Raw genomic sequence first — 21,178 nt, 5'->3', positions numbered from 1 at the left:
GTGACCGAAAATTGATTTCTGCAAAACTCACCGCCCAGATCTTCCGAGTAGTGGCTATTGCCGAGGCCGTGACCTGGCTGGCGCTGCTGATCGCGATGTTCTTCAAGTGGGTGCTCGGCCATGAAGAAGCCATCGCCATCCCGGGTATGACCCACGGGATCGTGTTCGTGGTGTACGTCGTGGTCTCGCTGTTCACCGCGTGGCGCCTGAAGTGGAACCTGGTCACCACCGGCCTCGCGCTGGTGGCGAGCATTCCGCCGTTCGGCACCCTGGTCTTCGAGGTCTGGGCGAAGCGTAATGGCCACCTCGACGGAGTCGAAGCACCGTCGAAGGCTGCAACAGTCTGACAACACCACCCGAAACCGCCATCGCGCATCCGAATCTTCGGGTGCGGGTGGCGGTTTCGTGCATTTTTGGCCTCAACGGCCTGTTGGCTGCCATGTGGGTGGCCCACATCCCGGTGATCCAGGATCGCACCGGTGTCAGTCACGCCACCCTGGGCGGTCTGCTGCTGGCGATCGGTGGGTCGGCCTTGGTTGCGATGCAACTGGTCGGACCGTTGACCGACCGCATCGGATCCAAATGGCCCACGGTGATCAGTGCGGTCGGTCTGTCGCTGGCGATCCTGTTACCGGGTCTGGCTACCAGCACCACGTCGTTGGCGGGCGCGCTCGTGGTGTTCGGCTTCTTCAACGGTGCGCTCGACGTCTCGATGAACACTCAGGCCGTGCTGTGTGAACGCACCTACAAGCGACCGATCATGTCGTCTTTCCACGGATACTTCTCGGTGGGCGGTCTGGCCGGTGCCGGGATCGTGGCGGGCGGGTTGGCGCTCGACGTGCCCCTCATGGCGGTTCTGGGCACGTTCTGCGCTCTGGGACTGGTGAGCGCGGTGGTCCTGTCCCGAGACCTGTTGACCGGCCGCGCGGGCGACGAGGTTGCCGGCGCCGGATTGGAGGTCGTGCCCGATCAACAGGGCGTGGCCAGGTCTGATCGCGGCGAGGACGTCGCGGTCCGCGAGCCGCGACCATGGGGCCGGATCGCGTTGCTGGCCCTGGTGGCGTTCATGCTGATGCTCGCCGAGGGCGTCGCCTACGACTGGAGTGCGCTCTACATCGTCGAGAACTACAACGTCTCCGATGCCATGGGCGCGGTGGCGTTCGGTGCATTCAGCGCCACGATGGTGCTCTTCCGGTTCTCCGCTGACACGGTGAGCGCGAGGTTCGGCCCGGTGGCCGTCGTGCGCGGCGGTGCGGCAGTTGCCGTGGCCGGGATGGCGCTGGCGATCTGCGCGCCCACTGCGCCGTGGAGCATCGTCGGGTGGGCGGTGTTCGGCCTCGGTGTCGCCGGTGGCGTTCCGCAGCTGTTCACCGCGGCCGGAAATGTGACGACGGCGTCGAGCGGTCAGATCATCTCTGTGGTTGTCGGCTTCGGCTATGTCGGGATGCTGGCGGGCCCGGCCGTCATCGGTCCGCTCAGTCAATGGTTCTCTCTGGGCAGCGCGTTGTGGTTTGCAGTGGCCGGCTTGGCCGTCGCCATCGTTTTCGCACCGGTGGTCCGGCCCCGCACAACCGGACCCCGGCACCACGTCACCGACGACCGTGCCAAACTGGAGTAATGACCAGACCGCAACAAAGTCAGCAGGCGGCTGCCCGTGCGGCAGCGGCAATGTCAGGCGCCGTGGACCTTTCAGGTCTCAAAGAACGTGCCGACGCGCAACGTGCGCAAGCCAGTCGGCCCACACCGCCACCGGGAGCCGCACCGCCGCAGGCTCCCGTTGGGGGAGCAGGATTCCCCGCCGTCTACGACGTCACCGAGGAAACCTTCGAGTCCGAGGTCGTTGCCCGGTCCTCGCAGGTTCTGGTCGTGGTGGACCTCTGGGCGACCTGGTGTGGTCCGTGTAAGCAGCTGTCGCCGACGCTGGAGCGAATGGCCGCCGAATCCGGTGGCGCCTGGGTGCTCGCCAAGGTCGATGTCGACGCCAACCCGCGCATCGCGCAGTTGTTCGGTGTGCAGTCGGTACCGACCGTGGTCGCGATCATCGGCGGTCAGCCGGTGTCGGCCTTCGCCGGTGCACAGCCGGCCGCGCAGATCCAGGGCTGGATCGACGACGTCATGAGCCAGCACGGTGCCGGGATCACCGGTGCGCCTGCAGAGGCCGGTGCTGAAATCGAAGATCCGGTCGACCCACGAATGGCCGCTGCCGAGGAAAAACTCAACGACGGCGACATCGACGGCGCGCTTGCCGAATACAAGGAGATCGCGGCCGCCGAGCCGAACAACCTCGAGGCCGCGTCGCTGGTCCGCAACCTGACGTTCGTCGCGCGGGCCCAGTCCCACGACCCGGCAGCGCTGGCCGACGCATCACCCGACGACATCGAGAAGCAACTGGCCGCCGCGGACGTGGAGCTGCTCAATCAGCAACCCGAGGCCGCCTTCGATCGGATCATCAAGGTTGTTGCCAGGACCGCGGGCGACGATCGCACCGCCGCCAGGGCCCGGCTGCTCGAACTGTTCGAACTGTTCGATCCGGCTGAACCCTTTGTGGTCGCGGCAAGGCGCAAGCTCGCGACCGCCCTGTACTGATGACCGCCCTGTACTGATGACCGCCCTGTACTGATCACCGCCGGGTACTGATCAGGTCTTACGGGTCGTAGCGGGAGCAACCACTGTCGGTGTCGAAGTAGCCTGCCGAGAACGCTGCGATCCGGGAGAAGCCACTCGGAAGCGAGCGGCCTGCGACGTCACTGGCAACGGCACCGCTGACCAGCAGGCTGGACACCAACTCGTCGAGGTCGCCGCCGCGAAGTGTGAACGTACCGGAGTCCGCGGTCGACCGGGCCCACTGGCCGGTGGCGCACGCCGCTCGGGCTGCGGAGACCGGTTGGTCGATCACCTGACCACGGGCCTGTTGGGCCGCGATCGAGTATCGGGATGCCACCAGCGAGTAGGCACTGAAATCGCCACCGATGAAGCTCGGCAACCCGGGGGGACCGCTGGTTCCGTTGTCGGCGATCGACGCGAGGTCTGACGAATCCATCGACACCGAGTTGGTGGCCGGGCAAAACGCCACCGGTGGCTGCGTGGCGACCGTGTCGACAGCGGGGCAACCGGTGTTCAGGGCATCGGTGTCGACAGCAGGCCGAACCTCCGGTGGCAGGGCGAAGAACTCCTCGACCGACGAGATCACCGAGTCGAGTCCGCCTTTGCTGAACCGGGTCGTGTCGATACTGCCTGCGTTGTCGAAGCGCGGCGGCATCGCATCGCGCATGTCGTCGATGCTTATCTCGTCGATCGCCGCACATCGCTCCGGTCCGCTGCCGAATCCGATTTCAAATGCGTGGGCCCGTTCGAACGCGGTGCCGTGATCGGACTGTCCACGTTCGCTGTCCCGGGCCGAGATCAGCGCGGCGACAGCAGAATTGAGCCCATCGGCGGTATTGATCTGCAGGTACTGGCCCTTGTCCTCGGCGATCCATCGGATGAAGTTCCCCGACAGGCAGTCTGCCTGTTGTTCGCTCACGATCGGGGAGGCGTCTTTGTCGATGCCGGCGATCATCTGCACGTAGTGGCCGTACTCGTGGGCAATGACCGTCACCGGCGCCATCGGCCCGAACTCGTCGATCAGGGCCGGCATCAAAACCCCACGGTCCCAGCCGATCTGGTCCCGCGGCGGGCAGAACGCAGCATTGACGTGGCCATAGGTCGAGTCGCCACAGAACGTCACCGATGCGCTTCGGGGCGCCTCGGCATCCCAGGACACGAACCCCAGACCCGTTTTGAACTCACCGCCGAACGCGGGTTCGAAGGCCTCTTTCCAGTACTTCTCGAGATCCAGCAGGGCCGCGGCCATCAGAGTGTCGATCTCACCGGAGTCCGCATTGTCGATATCGAGCACCGGTTCTTCGGCGCCGGAACGCACGCCGGTTGGGCCGTCGCTGACCGCGAGGCCGGCAACGGTGAACGGGTCGGAGTACACCGACACCGGATCACCGGCGACCACAACACGCTCTTCACGGTCGGTGCAACCGGTGGACACCAGCAGGCAGACGCCGACCAGCCCACTGATCCACGATATTCGTCGTGTGTTCACGGATGTCCCCGGCGCCCGCCGCTAGGCCGGCGCGATCCAGATGGCTCCGTTGGCAGGCAAAGTCAGCCGGGCGCATGCGGGCCGACCGTGCCAGGCTTCACTGTTTGCGATCACTTGACCGAGATTACCGGCGCCGGTGCCGCCGTACGCCGGTGCATCGGTGTTGAGGATCTCGTTCCAGACACCGACGACCGGGAGTCCGACCCGGTAGTCGGTGCGCGTGGTGCCGGAGAAGTTGAAGACACACGCCACCACCGAGCCGTCCGACCCCCATCGCAGGAAACTGATGATGTTGCCCGCGGTGTCGTTGGCATCGATCCAGGAGTAGCCGCTGGGTGTGATGTCCTGGCTGTACAGCGCCGGGTGTCGGCGGTATGCGCTGTTGAGGTCGGTGACGAGTGACTGGACACCGGCGTGCAGCTCACCCTCCCAGCCTTCGAGTTGCTCCCACGACAGGCTGCGGTTCTCCGACCATTCCGGGGTCTGGGCGAACTCCTGGCCCATGAACAGCAACTGCTTGCCCGGATGAGCCCACATGTAGGCGAGCAGCGCGCGGACACCCGCCGCCTTCGTCTGCGAATCACCGGGCATCCGCGTCCACAGTGTGCCCTTGCCGTGCACGACCTCGTCGTGGCTGATGGGCAGCACGAAGTTCTCACTCCAGGCGTACATCAGCGAGAACGTGATCTCGTGGTGATGGAAGCTGCGGTGGATCTGATCGCGCCCGAGGTAGCCGAGCGTGTCGTGCATCCAGCCCATGTTCCACTTCATCGTGAAGCCGAGCCCGCCCAGATTGGTGTCGCGGGTGACCCCGGGCCACGATGTCGATTCCTCGGCGATCGTCACCACATCCGGGTGGTGTTTGTGGACGGTCGCGTTCATCTCCTGCAGGAACTGCACCGCTTCGAGATTCTCCCGACCCCCATAGATGTTGGGGGACCAGCCACCGTCCGGGCGGGAGTAGTCGAGGTAGAGCATGGAGGCGACGGCATCGACGCGCAGTCCGTCGATGTGGAACTCGTCGAACCAGTAGAGCGCGTTGGCAACCAGGAAGTTGCGCACCTCGGGCCTGCCGAAGTCGAAAACGTAAGTGCCCCAGTCCAGTTGCTCGCCGCGCTGCGGATCGCCGTGTTCGTAGAGGGGGGTGCCGTCGAAACGGGCAAGTGCCCAGGCGTCTTTGGGGAAGTGGGCGGGCACCCAGTCGACCAGGACGCCGATCCCCAGCTCGTGCAGTCGGTCGACGAAGAACCGGAAGTCGTCGGGTGTGCCGAAACGTGAGGTCGGTGCGTAATACGAGGTGACCTGATACCCCCAGGATCCGCCGAACGGGTGCTCCGAGACCGGGAGCAACTCGACGTGCGTGAAGCCGAGTGCGCTGACGTATGTGCCGAGTTCGTCGGCCAGTTCGCGATATCCCAGACCCTGGCGCCACGACCCGAGATGTACCTCGTACACGCTCATCGGTTCATTGACCGCAACCAGCTTCGCGCGGCGGGCGAGCCACTCGGCATCGGTCCACTCGAACGATGTCTCGGGTATGACAGAGGCGGTGGCCGGCGGGACCTCTGCGGCCCGGGCCATCGGATCGGCCTTCTCCCGGACGACGCCGTCGTTGCCGGTGATCCGGTATTTGTAGGTGGTGCCCGGACCGACATGGGGCACAAAGACTTCCCAGACCCCGCTCGAGCCGAGACTGCGCATCGGTGCGGTGTGCCCGCGCCAGCCATCGAAACTGCCGATGACGGTCACACCCTGGGCGTTGGGTGCCCACACGGCGAAGCTGGTGCCGTCAACACTGCCGTCCGGTGTCGAATACAGCCGGGATTGCGGGCCGAGGATCTCCCACAGCCGTTCGTGCCTGCCCTCGGTGAACAGGTGGATGTCGAGCTCTCCGAGGCTCGGAAGGAACCGGTATCCGTCGGCGACGACGAACTCGCGGGTGGTGCCGGTCGTGTCTTTGTAGGTGACGCGATACCGGTAGTCGATCAGCTCCGCGAACGGGATGGTGGCGACAAACAGGCCCGAATCCTGGTGTGTCAGTGGGTAGTCGACACCGCCGATGATCGCGCTCACCGATATCGCATCAGGCTTGAGGGTGCGCAGGATCGTGTACTCGCCCGATGGATGGGCGCCGAGGACCCCGTGCGGGTTGTGGTGTGTGCCGGACAGGAGCCTGTCGAGTTCTGACTTCTCGAGGGTGGCGTCGGGTGCGGTGTTTGACGGTGTGGTCATGAGGGAGTCCTGAACGCGAGTGCGCTGCGCGCCGCCTCGGGCATGGGCGGAAGAGCAACGATGTGGGCAACCGAGCGCCATGGTTCCAGCCGGACATAGTTGGATTGGCCCCAGTGGAAGCTTTCGCCGGTCACTTCGTCGATACCGCTGAAGCGGTCGTGCCAGTTGTAGCCCAGCGAGGGCATGTCCAGCCACACGGTTGATTCTTGGGCGGCGATGGGGTCGAGGTTGATGATCACGACCACCGTGTCGCCGGTGTGTGGGTCGAACTTCGAGAACGCGATGAGCGCATCGTTGTCGATGTGATGGAACTTCAGGTACCGCAATTGCTGCAGCGCCGGGTGGCGCCTGCGGATCTCGTTGAGTGAGCGGATCCATCCGTCGAGCGATTCACCACGGCTTGCGGCGCCCTTGTAGTCGCGGGGACGCAGCTGATACTTCTCCGAATCCAGATACTCTTCGCTGCCATCGCGTACGGCATTGTGTTCGAAGAGTTCGTATCCGCTGTAGACACCCCACGTCGGGGACAGGGAGGCGGCCAGCGCCGCCCGCAGTGCGAACATCCCGGGACCGCCGTGTTGGAGGCTCTCGTGCAGGATGTCCGGGGTGTTGACGAACAGATTGGGTCTGCAGACGTCCGCCTTCGCCGCGATCTCGTTGCCGAACTCGGTGATCTCCCACTTGGCGGTCCGCCAGGTGAAATACGTGTAGGACTGCGTGAACCCCAATTTGGCCAACCCGTACAGGCGGGCCGGCCGGGTGAAGGCCTCGGCCAGGAACAGCACGTCGGGGTCACGTTTTTTGACCTCGACGATGATCCACTCCCAGAAATCCGGTGGTTTGGTGTGCGGGTTGTCGACCCGAAAGATCTTGACGCCCTGCTTGACCCAGTGAAGGACGACCTTCAGCACGCCGCGGAAGATTCCGTCGCGGTCGTCGTCGAAGTTGAGCGGGTAGATGTCCTGGTACTTCTTGGGTGGATTCTCCGCGTAACGGATGGTCCCGTCGGGTTCGGTGACGAACCAGTCAGGGTGTTCGGTGGTCCAGGGATGGTCGGGCGCGCATTGCAGCGCCAGATCGAGCGCGACCTCCATGCCGAGTTCCTCGGTGCGCTGGCGGAAATAGTTGAAGTCGTCGAGCGTGCCAAGGCGTGGATGGATGGCATCGTGTCCACCGTCCGCCGATCCGATCGCCCACGGGGAGCCGACATCGTCGGGTCCGGCGATCACAGAGTTGTTGGGCCCCTTGCGGTTCACCTCGCCGATCGGATGGATCGGTGGCAGATAGACCACATCGAAGCCCATGTCGGCGATCCGGGGCAGATCTTCGGCGGCGGTCAGGAAGGTGCCGTGAACCGGGTGTCCGTCGTTGTCCCAGCCGCCGGTGGACCGCGGGAACATCTCGTACCAGGATCCGAACAGCGCGCGCACGCGGTCGACCCAGACGCGGTGTGTGCGGCTCTTGGTGACCAATTCCCGGACCGGGTGGTCGATCAACAGGGTGCTGACCGGTTCCGAGAGTGCAGGCGCGACGCGGACCGGGAGCGCGGCCTGTTGATCGCGCAATGCGGCGATGGCACCGGTCAACAGATCGCGGTCGTCCGGTGGGACCAGAGTGATCGCCTTTTCGAGCAGGCGCGCACCACGTTCGATGTCGTTGGCGAGTTCGGAGCTGCCCTGGCCTGCCGCGAGCTTTTTGTCCATGGCGTCGCGCCAGGTCGCGAAAGGATCGCTCCAACCGTCGATCCGGAACGACCAATAACCGATGGCATCGGGCGTGAACAGGGCGTTGAACGTGTCGGGTTCGACGCCCGGCGACATCCGGATGTCCAGGCTCTTGCTCCGTGACGGCCCATCGACATGCAATGTGGCGGCAACGGCGTCGTGGCCTTCCCGCCAGACCGTTGCACTGATGGGGACGGTCTCTCCGACAACCGCTTTCGCGGAGAATTGACCAGAGGAGACCACGGGGGCTATGTCATCGATCCCGATGCGCCCAATCACCTTCTGCGCCACCTTTCGACGTTTTCGACGGGTTCTAGATGGTTCTCGAGGGGTGCTGCACTGTCATCGCTGTCGGTTCCCACCGTATGCGACCGCGGCCGGTTCGGCGCGGGCTCGAGCGCCTCAGGCTTTGGTGTCGCCGTGCAATCTGCTCAGCGCTCCTCGGACCAACTGCGCATCCGAGGTTCGCCAGAACGGTGGCAACGATGCCAGTAGGTAGTTGCCATATCGGGCCGTTGCCAAACGTGAGTCGAGGACGGCCACCACACCGCGGTCGGAGGTGGATCGCAACAAACGGCCGGTGCCCTGGGCCAACAGCAGTGCGGCGTGGCCGGCGGCGATGGCCATGAAACCGTTACCGCCGCGGGCCTCGACGGCCTGTTGCCGCGCCAGCAACAGGGGATCGTCCGGGCGGGGGAACGGGATGCGATCGATCAGAACCAGATTCAGGGACGGACCCGGGACGTCGACGCCCTGCCACAGCGACAGGGTGCCGAACAGGCACGTGCTCTCGTCGGCCGCGAACTCCTTGACCAACGCGCCGGTGGCACCTTCGCCCTGACAGAGCACGGGGAGTTCGATGCGCGCGCGGACGGCCTCTGCCGCAGCCTTGGCTGCGCGCATCGACGAGAAGAGCCCGAGCGTGCGGCCACCGGCCGCGGTGATCAGTTCGACCATCTCGTCGATGATGCGGGGCGACAAACCGTCCCGACCCGGTGCGGGCAGGTGACGGGCCACGTAGAGGATGGCGGCCTTCTGGTGGTCGAAAGGCGACCCCACGTCGACACCGTTCCAGGTGATCTTCTTCTTGTCGGACGGGGGCGGCTTGCCGATGGCGGTGATGCTCTGCGCCGACTTGGTCGCCTGTGTCTGCGGTTCCGATTCGTCGTCGGATCGCGGGCGATGCGGGGGCAGACCCCATTCCGCGGCCAGACTGTCGAACGAACCACCGACGGTCAGTGTCGCCGACGTCAAGATCACGGTGGCATTGGCGAACAGGGAGGCGCGGAGCAGTCCGCCTACGGACAGCGGCGCCACCCGCAGCACTTTCTTCCGATCGCCGCGGACCAATTCCTCGGCGACCCAAACGACATCCGGACGTCTGGCCGGGTCGGGATCGTCGAAGGCGCCCAGGATCCGGACCGCGGTGTCGTGCAGCTCTTCCAGAGAGGTCAGAGCGGCCGAGCGGGCGGCGCTGGCATCGGCGTCGAGTTCGCCGCTGCGCCGGGCCGGGCCGATGGCGGTGTGCGCCTTCCACAGCCGGTCGCGAAGCGAGGACAACGCCAGGGGAGCACCGTCGGGCAAACCCGTCCACTGACCGGGTGCGAGTTCATCGAGCAGTAATTCGATCTGTTCGCTGCTGCCTGCGATGTCGTCGGAGAGTTCGTCGTCGATGAGTTTTCCGCAGCGCCTGGCCGCACCGGCGATGATTCCTCCCGACAACTCGGCCGTGGCCACCGAGGTGATCCGGTCGGCGAGTTCGTGCGCTTCGTCCACCACCACGACATCGTGTTCGGGAAGGATCGCGGCCGGACTCATCGCATCGATCGCGAGCAGCGCGTGGTTGGTGACCACCAGATCGGCCTGACCGGCCTTGGCTTTTGCCTTCTCCGCAAAACAATCGGCACCGTATGAGCAGTTGGTGGCGCCGAGGCATTCGCGGGCGGTCACACTGACCTGGCGCCACGCGCGGTCGGAGACACCGGTGTCGAGGTCGTCGCGGTCACCGGTCTCGGTGTCGGAGGTCCACTCGCGCAGGCGGGTGACCTCACGTCCGAGCCGGGAGGCCGCAAACGGATCGGGTTGGCCGCCTGCGCTGAACAGATCGTCGTCGGCCGGTTCGTCGAGCATTCCGGCGTGGATCTTGTTCAGGCACAGGTAGTTACCGCGACCCTTGAGGATCGCGAACTCCGGAGGGCGGCCGAGCGGCTTGGTGAGCGCGGTGGCGGTTCGGGGCAGGTCTCGATCGACCAGCTGGCGCTGCAGGGCGATGGTCGCCGTCGAGACGACCACCGTCTTGCCCGTGTCGACGGCATGACGCAACGACGGAACCAGATAGGCCAGCGACTTACCGGTACCGGTCCCGGCCTGGACGGCAAGATGCTCACCGGTGTCGATGGAATGGGCAACGGCCGAGGCCATCTTCAGCTGACCGTCGCGCCGGGCCCCGCCCAGTGCGGAAACCGCCTCGGCCAGGAGGTCGGGTACCTCGGGAATCGAACTCATCGCGGGTCTGTCATCAGACGTGGTCTCCTGCCGACGGCGGCACGACCCTGACACCGGCGCTGTTCATCTGAGCAATCGCAGACGAGGTGGTCTCGGCGCTGACCCCGGCGCAGTAATCGAGCAGGACCCGGGTCTCGAACCCGGCCGCAGCGGCGTCGATCGCGGTGGCCCGAACACAGTGGTCGGTGGCCAGACCGACCACGTCGACGGCGTTGATGTCATGCCCGCGCAACCAGTCGACCAGGGCAGCGTCATTGCTGTCGATGCCTTCGAAGCCCGAATATGCGGCGCTGTGATGTCCTTTGGAGAAGGTCGCATCCGCGACGGAGCCATCGAAACGGGGATGGAAGTCCATACCTGGGGTGCCCACGACACAGTGCGGGGGCCAGCTGTCGACGAAGTCAGGGGTGTCGGAGAAATGGGCTCCCGGATCGATGTGGTGATCGCGGGTGGCGACGATCACCTGATAGCCGTGTTCGCGCTGGGTGTAGCGGGTGATCGCGGCCGCGACGTCGGCGCCGCCACGTACTGCCAGTGAGCCACCCTCGCAGAAGTCGTTCTGCACGTCGACGATCAGCAATGCGGTTCGAATATGTTCGCTCACAACAGATTCCCTACTTGATGAGACAAAACCATCCCTACGGTCGAAAGCAACTGCCTACGGGGCGATGAAGCGGGTGGGTATTGCGGGTTCGCCGCGGGACAGACCCAAACCTTCCCACGGCAGACTGACAAGAGCCTCGGCCAGGTGTTGCCGCGACTCTTCCAGGGTAGGGAGCCCATCGACGGGTTTGCCATCTCGCACCAACGGGATCTGCAGTGGCCGCGATGGTGACGGCAGGCCGGGTGCCGCCGATCCGCGGGGATACACGATTTCCTCCAAGATCGTTCCCGACGGCTTGGCCGTTCGGAGCGCTGTCTTCGCACCGCCACGGGATTCCTTGCGGCTGGCCCGTTTTGCCACCGGGATGCCATCGACCTCGACGAGTTTGTAGACCATGCCTGCGGTGGGCGACCCGGATCCGGTCACCAGTGACGTGCCAACGCCGTAGGCGTCGACCGGTTCGGCGCGCAGTGCCGCGATCGCGTATTCGTCGAGGTCGCCGGACACGACGATTTTGGTCCCGGTGGCGCCGAGGTCGTCGAGCTGCTGGCGGACCTGGCGTGCCAGCATGCCCAGATCGCCGGAGTCGATACGGACGCCGCCGAGGTCGGTGCCGGCCACCTCGATGGCGTTGGCCACACCCTGGGCTATGTCGTAGGTGTCGACGAGCAGGGTTGTCCCGACACCGAGGCGCGCGATCTGTGAGGCGAACGCCGCCTTCTCGTCCGGGCCGTCGGCGGTGGTGTGCAACAGGGTGAAGGAGTGCGCGCTGGTACCGGTGCTCGGTATTCCGTGCCGACGGGCGGCTTCGAGGTTGGAGGTGGCGGACATCCCGGCGAGGTAGCCGGCCCGGGCCGATGCCACCGCCGCCTGCTCGTGGGTGCGGCGGGAACCCATCTCGATGATTGGACGGGAACCCGACGCGGTGACCATCCGGGCCGCCGCCGAGGCGATGGCGCTGTCATGGTTGATGATCGACAGGGCGAGGGTTTCGAGCACAACCGCTTCGGCGAAGGTGCCGCGCACGGTCAGCACCGGGGAGCCAGGGAAATACAGCTCGCCCTCGGGATATCCGTCGATGTCTCCGGAGAATCGGTATCTGCTCAGCCACTCGAGCGTCTCGGCATCGAGGAACGGTTCGACCAGGGTCAGTTCGTCAGGGCCGAAGGTGAACTCGGCGAGTTGCTCGATCAGACGCCCGGTACCAGCGACAACACCGTATCGGCGGCCATCGGGGAGTCGCCGTGCGAACAGTTCGAATGTGCAGTTGCGATGCGCACTGCCGCCGGCGAGCGCGGCCGCGATCATGGTGAGCTCGTAGTGGTCGGTCAGCAGCGCTGTGTTCGATGCGGTCACTATCGGTACCCTAGGGCTTATGCGCGGACAGATGATGACCGCACCGCAGCGTGTCCACACCACGTTGTCGGCGGGCGACGGTCAGCACGAGGCTACCCCGTCCAGTACCGCCGTTGCCGAACGCGACGAGGCTCTGGATCGCCCGTGGATGACCATCGTGTGGGACGACCCGGTGAATTTGATGCGGTACGTGACCTACGTCTTCCAGAAGGTCTTCGGGTACAGCGAAACCAAGGCTTCCGAGCTGATGATGCAGGTACACACAGAAGGGCGGGCCGTGGTGTCGTCGGGCGATCGCGACAAGGTGGAACTCGACGTGCAGAAGCTGCATTCGGCGGGCCTGTGGGCCACCATGCAGCGGGACAGCTGACCGCGTGCGCAATTGGAAACGGCGTGGTTCCGGCGATCGGCTACGCATCACCACCGAACTCGATCAGCACGAATCCGATCTGATCGCGTCACTGGTCATGTCGATGACCGAGTTGCTCGACGAACGGGAGTCGACCGCTCCGACCGATGAGCTCTCCGAGATGACAGGCATCGCGTCGGGTCACTCCACCCCGCCGACCGATGCCACCCTCGGCAGACTCTTTCCGGACTTTCATCGTCCCGACCAGGACGAGACCACATCGATGGACGCGGCCACCGGCGACATCAACGGCGCACTGCGCAGTCTGCACGAACCGCACATCATCTCCGCCAAACAGGAAGCCGCGCGGGTGGTACTCGACTCGCTTCCCGAAGGCGGAGGCGTGGTCTCGTTGACCCCGGCGGAAGCCGACCAGTGGTTGTCCGCGGTGAACGACGTGCGCCTGGCACTGGGCGCGATGATCGGTATCAACGAGTCCACTCCGGACCAATTGCCCGAAGGCGATCCGATGGCTGCCCATCTCGACGTCTACCACTGGTTGACCGTCGTGCAAGAACTGCTCGTGGTCGCCCTCATCGGTAAGTGAACGGTCGGCCGGCAGTCAGCCTGAAGTGAGGATTGCATGATTCCAGGACCGACGGATTCGATCACCGATGTCGCGGGCGTGCGGGTGGGGCACCATCAGCGGCTCGACGATCACGTCACCGTGGCAACCGACGATGCAGCGGGTGAAGGCTGGGCCACCGGAACCACCGTGGTCTTGTTGCCCGAGGGGGCGGTGGCAGCGGTCGATGTCCGCGGCGGTGGACCGGGTACGCGCGAAACCGACCTGCTCGATCCGTCCAACACCGTGCAGCAGGTGCACGCGATCGTCCTCAGTGGTGGCAGTGCCTACGGACTGGCCGCGGCCGACGGGGTGATGGCCCATCTCGAGAGCCAGGGCATCGGCCTGGCGATGGACAAGCGTGGTTCGGTGGTGCCGATCGTGCCCGGCGCGGTGATCTTCGACCTCGCGGTCGGCAATTGGTCGGCTCGTCCCGACCGCGACTTCGGTGCCCGCGCGGCGGCGAACGCGGACACGTCGGTGGCGACCGGATCCGTGGGAGCCGGCACGGGCGCCCGGGCCGGTGCGCTCAAAGGTGGCGTCGGCAGCGCGAGCATCACATTCACCACCGGTCCGGCCACGGGTATCACCGTCGCAGCGCTGATCGTTGCCAATCCGGTGGGTGCGGTCATCGACCCGACGAGCGGATTACCTTGGGGCGCACACCCGTTCGAATTGGACCACTACGGTCTGAAGCAGCCGGCGCCCGACGAGGTGTCGAACCTGTTGGAGCTCACCACCAAGGCGAGCCCGCTCAACACCACCATCGGTGTCGTGGTCACCGACGCCGCGCTGGATCCGGCGTCGGTGCGACGAATCGCGATGACGGCGCACGACGGGCTGGCCCGAGCGATCCGTCCGGCCCATTCACCGCTCGACGGGGACACACTCTTCGCCGTTGCCACCGGATCGGCGACGCCGACGCCGGGGCCCGACGAGTCGCCCGAGGTTCCGCCGGGCATGAACCCGCTCGTCGCGTTGGTGGCTGCGATCGGTGAGGCCGCGGCGACCGTGGTGCAGCGCGCCATCGTCGGCGCAGTGGTTGCCGCCACACCGGTCGCCGGAATACCGACTTACCGGGAGACGTTGCCAACAGCATTCGTGCCCGAATAGCTTTCGGTCACCCCAGAGTTGCCGATACCGAGGCTGCCGAATCGACGTCAGGGGTTGTGTTGCTAACCATCAGCCGGTCGCTGGTTGATCAGATGGTCGCCCATGCCCGCGCGGATCACCCCGACGAAGCGTGCGGTGTGATCGCCGGACCCGAGGGTTCGGACCGTCCGGAGCGATTCGTCGCGATGGTGAACGCCGAGCGATCACCCACCTTTTATCGGTTCGATTCCATCGAGCAGCTCAAGGTCTGGCGTGAGATGGATCGCAGGGACGAAGAGCCCGTGGTCATCTACCACTCGCATACGGCGACCGAGGCCTATCCGAGCCGCACCGACGTCTCGTTCGCCTCCGAGCCGAATGCCCATTACGTACTGATCTCGACCCGTGACCCCGAGACCGAAGAAATCCGGAGCTACCGGATCGTCGACGGCGAGATCACCGAAGAGCCGATCGACATCACCTAGAGGGAGTTCACCATGGCAGTCACCGTTTCCATCCCGACGATCCTGCGCACGTACACCGACGGCAACAAGCGGGTGGAGTCCACCGGCGCCACCGTCGGCGAGTTGATCGACAATCTCGATGCGAGCCACAGCGGCCTCAAGGACCGGCTGATCGCGTCGGGCAAGCTGCATCGTTTCGTCAATGTCTATGTCAACGACGAAGACGTACGTTTCTCCGGCGGCCTCGACACCTCGGTGGCCGACGGCGACGAGGTGACGATCCTGCCGGCCGTCGCCGGTGGCTGATCTCCTCCCGACCCGAAACCTGTTGGTATGACACGCTATGAATCGCTCATCGACTCGGTGGGCCACACCCCGCTGATCGGACTGCCGCGACTGTCGCCGCGCTGGCACGACAGCGATGACGGTCCGGCCGTGCGGCTGTGGGCCAAACTCGAGGACCGCAATCCGACCGGTTCGGTCAAAGACCGTCCCGCACTGCGGATGATCGAGCAGGCCGAGGCCGATGGCCTGCTCTCACCCGGCGCGACGATCCTCGAACCGACCAGTGGCAACACCGGCATCTCGCTGGCGATGGCCGCAAAGCTCAAGGGCTACAACCTGATTTGCGTGATGCCCGAGAACACCTCGATCGAGCGCCGTCAGCTGTTGACGATGTTCGGCGCGCAGATCATCTCGTCACCGGCCGCCGGAGGGTCGAACAAGGCGGTCGCGATGGCCAAGGAGTTGGCCGCCGAACACCCCGACTGGGTGATGCTCTATCAATACGGCAATCCCGCAAACGCGCTGGCGCACTACGAGGGCACCGGCCCCGAACTGCTGACGGATCTGCCGGAGATCACCCACTTCGTCGCCGGCCTCGGAACCACCGGGACACTGATGGGTGTCGGCCGATACCTGCGTGAGAACAAGCCCGGCGTCGAGATCGTCGCCGCCGAACCGCGTTACGGCGACGAGGTCTACGGCCTGCGCAACATCGACGAGGGCTTCGTGCCGGAACTCTACGACGACACGATCCTCACCAGCCGCTTCTCGGTCGAGGGACGCAACGCGGTCCGCCGCATCCGGGAGCTGATCGAGGCAGAGGGGATCTTCGCGGGGATCTCGACCGGTGCCATCCTGCACGCGGCGCTCGGTGTCGGACGCAAGGCCATCAAAGCCGGTGTCCGGGCTGACATCGGGTTCGTGGTGGCCGACGCCGGATGGAAGTATCTGTCGACCGGGGCGTACGAAGGTAGCCTCGATGAAGCAGGTGAGGGGCTCGAAGGCCAGCTCTGGGCCTGACCGCCACACCCCTGTTGCCACCTTCGATCGGAGAACCATGACCGGATCACTCGGTTCATACGGCGCTGCCGACGGACAATCGCCTGCGGGTTCGCGTTCGAAAGGCCCGGCTTCCTGGCCGCTGTGGGTGCGGTCGATTGCCATCATGGTGGCGCTCACGGCCTTGCTCTACGTCATCGAGTTCATCGATGTGCTCAGCGATCGTGATCTCGACAGCGCAGGCATCGAACCGCGCGAAGTCGACGGCCTGACCGGCGTCGCCGCCTCACCGTTTCTGCACGCCGACTGGGAACACCTGGCGGCCAACACGATTCCGGGCATGGTGCTCGGCTTTCTGGTGTTGATGACACGGCGGTTCCTGATCACCACCGCGATCGTATGGGTGGTCTCCGGCGTGGGGGTGTGGTTGTTCGCACCTCCGTATTCGGTGACCGTCGGCGCCTCGGGCATCATCTTCGGCTGGCTCACGTACATCCTGGTGCGTGGCCTGTTCAACCGGAACTTCATGCAGATCCTGATCGGTGTGGTGGTTTTCATGATCTACGGCGGCATCCTGTGGGGTGTGCTGCCCGCCGATACCGGTGTGTCGTGGCAAGGTCATTTCTTTGGCGCCGTCGGTGGCGTCCTGGCGGCCTGGTACCTGTCCAGGAGAGATCGTAAGCAGGCGCAGAAGGCGGCATCACCGACGCCGTACGGCACCACCAACTTCGGCAATCCCGGGAGCACCAGACTGTGAAATCAGATGCGTCAGCGAGTCCAGATGTCAATGCGCCGATCGGCATCTTCGATTCCGGCGTCGGAGGGCTCACGGTTGCCCGTGCGGTGATCGATCAGTTGCCGTCGGAGAACATCATCTACATCGGGGATACCGCCAATGGTCCGTACGGACCGCTGACCATTCCGCAGATCCGGTCCCATGCTCTCGCGATCGGCGACGAGCTCGTCGAGCGTGGCGTCAAGGCGCTGGTGATCGCGTGCAACACCGCGTCGGCAGCGTGCCTTCGCGATGCCCGTGAGCGATACCCGATCCCGGTGATCGAGGTGGTCCTGCCCGCGGTCCGTCGTGCGGTCGCAGCCACCCGTTCAGGACGGATCGGCGTGATCGGTACCGAGGCGACCATCGCCTCTCGCGCTTACGAGGACTCGTTCGCCGCGGCGCGAAATGCCGTGATCACGTCAGTGGCCTGTCCGCGATTCGTCGACTTCGTGGAGCGGGGGATCACCAGCGGGCGGCAGGTCCTCGGGTTGGCGGAGGGTTACCTCGAACCCCTTGCCGCGGCCCGCGTCGACACCGTGGTCCTGGGATGCACGCATTATCCGATGCTGTCCGGGGTCATCCAGCTCGCCGTCGGCGACGACGTGACGTTGGTGTCCAGTGCCGAGGAAACAGCCAAGGACGTGTTGCGGGTACTGACCGCGGGCGACCTGCTGCGAGGGCCGACCGATGCCCCGGCAGAACGGGTTTTCCAGGCCACCGGCGATCCTGAACTGTTCGCGAAGCTCGCGACCAGATTCCTGGGACCGGCAATCGGAGCAGTCCAGCACGTGTGATCGGTGGTCCGACAACCGCGGACCGATCGGGCGTGGCAGCATGGCGTCATGCGTCTGACCGTGCTGGGGTGTTCGGGCAGTTTGTCAGGCCCCGATTCGCCCGCATCGGGGTACCTGTTGACGGTGCCCGGTTGCCAGCCGGTCGTGATGGACTTCGGTCCCGGTGTCCTCGGATCACTGCTGCAACACGTGGATCCGAATGAGGTTGCGATAGCGCTCAGTCACCTCCATGCCGATCACTGCCTGGATCTCCCGGGCCTGTTGGTGTGGCGTCGCTACAGCCCGGTCCCGGCCGTGGGGCGGGGCACGCTGATCGGGCCACCCGGGACCGCCGACCGGATCGGCGCGGCATCGTCGGAGTACCCCGGCGAACTCGACGACATCACCGACACGTTCGGTGTCAGTGCCTGGATCGACGGCGGCGAGATCGAACTGGGCGGGATGACATTCTTCTCCCGCCGGGTCAATCACCCGCCCGCGACGTTCGGGTTCCGCGTGACCGGTCCCGAGGGGCAGGTGCTCACCTACAGCGGTGACACCGGGGTGTGCGATGAACTGGTCGAGTTGGCCGAAGGCGCTGATGTGTTCCTGTGTGAGGCGTCGTGGACCCACGACCCGGTGAACCGGCCCCCGAATCTGCATCTGTCGGGTCGGGAGGCGGGGGAGGCCGCGGCCAAGGCCGGAGTCAAGAGCCTGCTGTTGACCCATCTGCCGCCGTGGACCTGGCCTGAAGAGGTGCTCGCGGAGGCCAGGCAGGCCTATGACGGTCCGATTCGGGTGGTCCGCCGCGGCGACGTCATCAACATCGCCTGACGCCCACCCGGATACAGCTGCCGGGGCGACTCGATAGGGTGGGCCCTGTGAGTAGACGTGCAGATGGCCGAACCGATGACGAACTGCGGAAGGTGACCATCACCCGTGGTTTCACCAGTCACCCCGCCGGATCAGTACTTGTGGAATTCGGGGACACGCGGGTGATGTGCACCGCCAGCGTCACCGAAGGTGTGCCGCGCTGGCGGCGCGGATCCGGCCTCGGCTGGCTGACCGCTGAATACGCGATGTTGCCTGCGGCCACCCATGATCGTTCCGCCCGTGAATCCGTCAAGGGCAAGGTCGGCGGACGGACACAGGAGATCAGCCGTCTCATCGGCCGGTCACTGCGTGCCTGCATCGACCTCGCCGCGCTGGGGGAGAACACCATCGCACTCGACTGCGACGTGCTGCAGGCTGATGGTGGTACCCGAACCGCCGCGATCACCGGTGCCTACGTGGCTCTGAGCGATGCGGTGACCTACCTGAACGCGGCCGGGAAACTTGCTGATCCACAACCGATCTCGTGTGGCATCGCAGCGGTCAGCGTCGGTGTTGTCGACGGTCGCGTGCGGCTCGACCTGCCGTACGAAGAGGATTCACGCGCCGAGGTCGACATGAACGTGGTCGCGACCGACACCGGGACGCTGGTCGAGATCCAGGGCACCGGTGAGGGCGCGACGTTCCCGCGTTCGACACTCGATCGTTTGCTGGATTCGGCGATGGCCGGCATCGAGGAGCTGTTCGTGGTGCAGCGTGCGGCTTTGGCGCTGCCGTACCCGGGTGTGCTTCCCGAGCCCGAGATCACCGGGAAACGTAAGACTTTCGGCAGCTGATGAGCCAGATCCTGGTTGCCAGCCGCAACAAGAAGAAGCTGGCCGAACTGCGTCGGGTTGTCGAGAAGGCCGGTATCGAGGGCCTGGATGTGGTGGGTCTGGACGAGGTGCCACCGTTCGACGAGGCCCCCGAGACCGGCGCAACGTTCGAGGAGAACGCGCTGGCAAAGGCGCGCGACGCGTTCGCGGCCACCGGGCTTCCCTCTGTTGCAGATGATTCCGGGCTCGAAGTCGACGCATTGAACGGAATGCCGGGCGTGCTGTCGGCGCGCTGGTCCGGGCGTCACGGCGACGACATCGCCAATTTGGAGTTGTTGCTCAATCAGCTCGGAGATGTCCCCGAGGACCGCCGCGGCGCGGCATTCGTGTCGGCGTGCGCGCTGGTCACCGCGGACGCCGAAGTGGTGGTTCGAGGCGAGTGGCGCGGCAGGATCATCGCAGAACCGGTCGGCGACAACGGTTTCGGATACGATCCCGTGTTCGTGCCGGACGAAGAATCGGCGTCCGGACGCAGTGCAGCGCAGCTGTCACCGGCGGAGAAAGATGCTTTGAGCCATCGCGGCCGAGCCCTGGCCCAACTGGTGCCCGCGCTGCAGCAACTGGCTTCGAACTAAGTCCTACGGATCCGGGTCTGGTTCGGGTCAGATACCGAACTGGGCCCGGATCTCCTGGGTGCGCTTGTGTTCGACCCAGAACGACAGGAACGGGATCGTTCCGGCGATCAGCGTGAAGACCGCCCTGCCGATGGGCCACCGGACCTTGATACCCAGGTCGATCGCCATGATCAGGTAGATGAAGTAGACCCACCCGTGCACGAACGGCACGAAGTCGAGGGTGTGGTCGTCGAAGCCGTAGAGCAGGATCATCTCGGCGACCAGCAGCAGCAACCACAGGCCGGTGATCCATGCCATCACCCGATACCGCAGCAGTGCGCCCTTGATCTTCTTCGGCGGCGTCGCTGTGGTGACCGGGGTGGTCGACTCGGCGGGGGTCTGGCTCACTGATTGCTCCGTTGCGGGTTGTCGGTGGGGTGATTGTCTGCGTCGTGATTGTTTGCGGGGTCATTGTTGGTGCTGCGCGACTCTGTGGCGCGATGCGTGTCCGCGTCTCTGAGTTCGGCCAGCAGTCGGTTGTACTCGGCGATCTGGGCGCCGTCGGTGGTGCCGTCCTCGACCAGCGGGGTCGGTGCCGCATCCGGTCGGGGCGGCAGGAGCCCATCCGGGATCTCCGTCACGCCGCGGCTGCTGTTGAGCTTGTGGACTTCTTCCGGATCGGACTCGAGGACCACGAACTTGCGGTAGGCGTAGACGCAGAAGGCCGCGAACGCCGGCCACTGCAGCGCGTAGCCCAGGTTCTGGCCCGTCCCGCCGGTCGATTCGAACCGACTCCACTGCCACCACGCCAGCCCAAGGCAGGTGGCAGCTGCCACCACGACCAGCGCGATGAGTGCTGGTCGGTGCCTTCGCTTGTTCGATGCCATGTCTTGACGGTACCTAAGTGATGCAAGTCGCAGGTCAGCCGGTACTCTGTCTCCTGCACGCGCGAGTGGCGGAATTGGCAGACGCGCTGGATTTAGGTTCCAGTGTCTACGGACGTGGGGGTTCAAGTCCCCCCTCGCGCACCACGAGATCG

General features: G+C 65.3%; 22 protein-coding genes and 1 tRNA gene. 15 read left to right on the top strand and 8 right to left on the bottom strand.

Features of this window, described 5'->3' with window-relative positions; translation table 11 throughout:
- Positions 1-11 precede the first annotated feature (11 nt).
- From AC1D75_RS19190 to AC1D75_RS19180, 3 genes are read left to right on the top strand one after another with little or no spacing between them, the layout of a single operon-like run.
- Positions 12-347 (top strand): DUF3817 domain-containing protein, encoded by a 336-nt coding sequence (locus AC1D75_RS19190; protein WP_495516877.1) that lies wholly within the window; start codon positions 12-14, stop codon positions 345-347.
- A gap of 41 nt (positions 348-388) precedes the next feature.
- Positions 389-1,618, top strand: a complete 1,230-nt coding sequence (locus AC1D75_RS19185; RefSeq protein WP_495516876.1) for an MFS transporter — start codon at positions 389-391, stop codon at positions 1,616-1,618.
- Positions 1,618-2,586, top strand: a complete 969-nt coding sequence (locus AC1D75_RS19180) for a tetratricopeptide repeat protein (RefSeq protein WP_495516875.1) — start codon at positions 1,618-1,620, stop codon at positions 2,584-2,586. The genes AC1D75_RS19185 and AC1D75_RS19180 overlap by 1 nt, the downstream gene beginning before the upstream one ends.
- Before the next feature lie 58 nt (positions 2,587-2,644).
- On the opposite strand, the gene AC1D75_RS19175 is transcribed toward AC1D75_RS19180, so the two are convergent.
- The 6 genes from AC1D75_RS19175 to AC1D75_RS19150 form a co-directional block, all read right to left on the bottom strand.
- Positions 2,645-4,093, bottom strand: coding sequence for a neutral zinc metallopeptidase (locus AC1D75_RS19175; RefSeq protein ID WP_495516874.1), 1,449 nt, complete (start codon positions 4,091-4,093; stop codon positions 2,645-2,647).
- Between the two features lie 21 nt (positions 4,094-4,114).
- Complete coding sequence (gene glgB / locus AC1D75_RS19170; protein ID WP_495516873.1) at positions 4,115-6,325, bottom strand: 1,4-alpha-glucan branching protein GlgB; 2,211 nt, start codon at positions 6,323-6,325, stop codon at positions 4,115-4,117.
- A complete protein-coding gene (locus tag AC1D75_RS19165; protein ID WP_495516872.1) occupies positions 6,322-8,328 on the bottom strand; it encodes a maltotransferase domain-containing protein in 2,007 nt (668 codons plus the stop codon). Before AC1D75_RS19165 ends, glgB begins: the two co-directional genes overlap by 4 nt.
- Before the next feature lie 123 nt (positions 8,329-8,451).
- Positions 8,452-10,554, bottom strand: coding sequence for an ATP-dependent DNA helicase (locus AC1D75_RS19160; protein WP_495516871.1), 2,103 nt, complete (start codon positions 10,552-10,554; stop codon positions 8,452-8,454).
- Positions 10,555-10,567: 13 nt separating this feature from the next.
- Positions 10,568-11,158 carry an isochorismatase family protein gene (locus AC1D75_RS19155; protein WP_495516870.1) on the bottom strand — a complete coding sequence of 197 codons (591 nt, stop codon included), beginning with the start codon at positions 11,156-11,158 and terminating at the stop codon, positions 10,568-10,570.
- Between the two features lie 54 nt (positions 11,159-11,212).
- Positions 11,213-12,514 carry a nicotinate phosphoribosyltransferase gene (locus AC1D75_RS19150; protein ID WP_495516869.1) on the bottom strand — a complete coding sequence of 434 codons (1,302 nt, stop codon included), beginning with the start codon at positions 12,512-12,514 and terminating at the stop codon, positions 11,213-11,215.
- A 34-nt stretch (positions 12,515-12,548) separates the two neighbouring features.
- Between AC1D75_RS19150 and clpS the strand changes: the two genes are divergently transcribed.
- Genes clpS through rdgB form a run of 11 tightly spaced genes read left to right on the top strand, consistent with a single transcriptional unit; the run spans position 12,549 to position 20,160 of the window.
- Positions 12,549-12,884 (top strand): ATP-dependent Clp protease adapter ClpS, encoded by a 336-nt coding sequence (clpS, locus tag AC1D75_RS19145; protein ID WP_495516934.1) that lies wholly within the window; start codon positions 12,549-12,551, stop codon positions 12,882-12,884.
- A 4-nt stretch (positions 12,885-12,888) separates the two neighbouring features.
- Positions 12,889-13,470, top strand: coding sequence for an oxidative stress transcriptional regulator AosR (aosR, locus tag AC1D75_RS19140; RefSeq protein ID WP_495516868.1), 582 nt, complete (start codon positions 12,889-12,891; stop codon positions 13,468-13,470).
- A 36-nt stretch (positions 13,471-13,506) separates the two neighbouring features.
- A complete protein-coding gene (locus AC1D75_RS19135) occupies positions 13,507-14,601 on the top strand; it encodes a P1 family peptidase (protein WP_495516867.1) in 1,095 nt (364 codons plus the stop codon).
- Positions 14,602-14,660: 59 nt separating this feature from the next.
- Positions 14,661-15,065, top strand: a complete 405-nt coding sequence (locus AC1D75_RS19130) for a M67 family metallopeptidase (RefSeq protein WP_495516866.1) — start codon at positions 14,661-14,663, stop codon at positions 15,063-15,065.
- Positions 15,066-15,077: 12 nt separating this feature from the next.
- Positions 15,078-15,350: a MoaD/ThiS family protein gene (locus AC1D75_RS19125; protein ID WP_495516865.1), complete on the top strand. Its 273-nt coding sequence runs from the start codon at positions 15,078-15,080 to the stop codon at positions 15,348-15,350.
- Positions 15,351-15,377: 27 nt separating this feature from the next.
- Positions 15,378-16,349 (top strand): PLP-dependent cysteine synthase family protein, encoded by a 972-nt coding sequence (locus tag AC1D75_RS19120; RefSeq protein ID WP_495516864.1) that lies wholly within the window; start codon positions 15,378-15,380, stop codon positions 16,347-16,349.
- Positions 16,350-16,386: 37 nt separating this feature from the next.
- Complete coding sequence (locus AC1D75_RS19115; protein WP_495516863.1) at positions 16,387-17,085, top strand: rhomboid family protein; 699 nt, start codon at positions 16,387-16,389, stop codon at positions 17,083-17,085.
- On the top strand, positions 17,082-17,900 hold the full coding sequence (gene murI / locus AC1D75_RS19110) for a glutamate racemase (protein ID WP_495516862.1): 819 nt from the start codon (positions 17,082-17,084) through the stop codon (positions 17,898-17,900). Before AC1D75_RS19115 ends, murI begins: the two co-directional genes overlap by 4 nt.
- Positions 17,901-17,948: 48 nt before the next feature.
- The gene (locus AC1D75_RS19105) at positions 17,949-18,713 is read left to right on the top strand and encodes a cyclic nucleotide-degrading phosphodiesterase (RefSeq protein WP_495516861.1); all 765 of its coding nucleotides are present in this window, start codon (positions 17,949-17,951) and stop codon (positions 18,711-18,713) included.
- A gap of 47 nt (positions 18,714-18,760) precedes the next feature.
- Positions 18,761-19,546, top strand: a complete 786-nt coding sequence (gene rph / locus AC1D75_RS19100; protein WP_495516860.1) for a ribonuclease PH — start codon at positions 18,761-18,763, stop codon at positions 19,544-19,546.
- Entirely contained in the window at positions 19,546-20,160 is a 615-nt protein-coding gene (gene rdgB / locus AC1D75_RS19095; protein ID WP_495516859.1) for an RdgB/HAM1 family non-canonical purine NTP pyrophosphatase, read from the top strand. Before rph ends, rdgB begins: the two co-directional genes overlap by 1 nt.
- Positions 20,161-20,187: 27 nt before the next feature.
- Here rdgB and AC1D75_RS19090 read toward each other — a convergent pair whose 3' ends face one another.
- Positions 20,188-20,547, bottom strand: a complete 360-nt coding sequence (locus AC1D75_RS19090; RefSeq protein WP_495516858.1) for a DUF3817 domain-containing protein — start codon at positions 20,545-20,547, stop codon at positions 20,188-20,190.
- Positions 20,544-21,026, bottom strand: a complete 483-nt coding sequence (locus AC1D75_RS19085; RefSeq protein WP_495516857.1) for a transcriptional regulator — start codon at positions 21,024-21,026, stop codon at positions 20,544-20,546. The genes AC1D75_RS19090 and AC1D75_RS19085 overlap by 4 nt, the downstream gene beginning before the upstream one ends.
- A gap of 59 nt (positions 21,027-21,085) precedes the next feature.
- Between AC1D75_RS19085 and AC1D75_RS19080 the strand changes: the two genes are divergently transcribed.
- Positions 21,086-21,170, top strand: a tRNA-Leu gene (locus tag AC1D75_RS19080).
- The last annotated feature ends 8 nt before the right edge of the window (positions 21,171-21,178 follow it).

Source organism: Williamsia sp. Y712 (assembly GCF_059445525.1).
The sequence above is the reverse complement of the archived record's forward strand: the minus strand, read 5'-3'. Positions and strand labels throughout refer to the sequence as shown.

Excerpts from the sequence above, each read along its gene's own strand:
- AC1D75_RS19120 (WP_495516864.1), top strand. The coding sequence starts at position 15,378 with ATGACACGCTATGAATCGCTCATCGACTCGGTGGGCCACACCCCGCTG.
- AC1D75_RS19115 (WP_495516863.1), top strand. The coding sequence starts at position 16,387 with ATGACCGGATCACTCGGTTCATACGGCGCTGCCGACGGACAATCGCCT.
- clpS (WP_495516934.1), top strand. The coding sequence starts at position 12,549 with ATGACCGCACCGCAGCGTGTCCACACCACGTTGTCGGCGGGCGACGGT.
- AC1D75_RS19125 (WP_495516865.1), top strand. The coding sequence starts at position 15,078 with ATGGCAGTCACCGTTTCCATCCCGACGATCCTGCGCACGTACACCGAC.
- AC1D75_RS19085 (WP_495516857.1), bottom strand. The coding sequence starts at position 21,026 with ATGGCATCGAACAAGCGAAGGCACCGACCAGCACTCATCGCGCTGGTC.
- rdgB (WP_495516859.1), top strand. The coding sequence starts at position 19,546 with ATGAGCCAGATCCTGGTTGCCAGCCGCAACAAGAAGAAGCTGGCCGAA.
- AC1D75_RS19105 (WP_495516861.1), top strand. The coding sequence starts at position 17,949 with ATGCGTCTGACCGTGCTGGGGTGTTCGGGCAGTTTGTCAGGCCCCGAT.
- AC1D75_RS19160 (WP_495516871.1), bottom strand. The coding sequence starts at position 10,554 with ATGAGTTCGATTCCCGAGGTACCCGACCTCCTGGCCGAGGCGGTTTCC.
- glgB (WP_495516873.1), bottom strand. The coding sequence starts at position 6,325 with ATGACCACACCGTCAAACACCGCACCCGACGCCACCCTCGAGAAGTCA.
- AC1D75_RS19135 (WP_495516867.1), top strand. The coding sequence starts at position 13,507 with ATGATTCCAGGACCGACGGATTCGATCACCGATGTCGCGGGCGTGCGG.
- AC1D75_RS19180 (WP_495516875.1), top strand. The coding sequence starts at position 1,618 with ATGACCAGACCGCAACAAAGTCAGCAGGCGGCTGCCCGTGCGGCAGCG.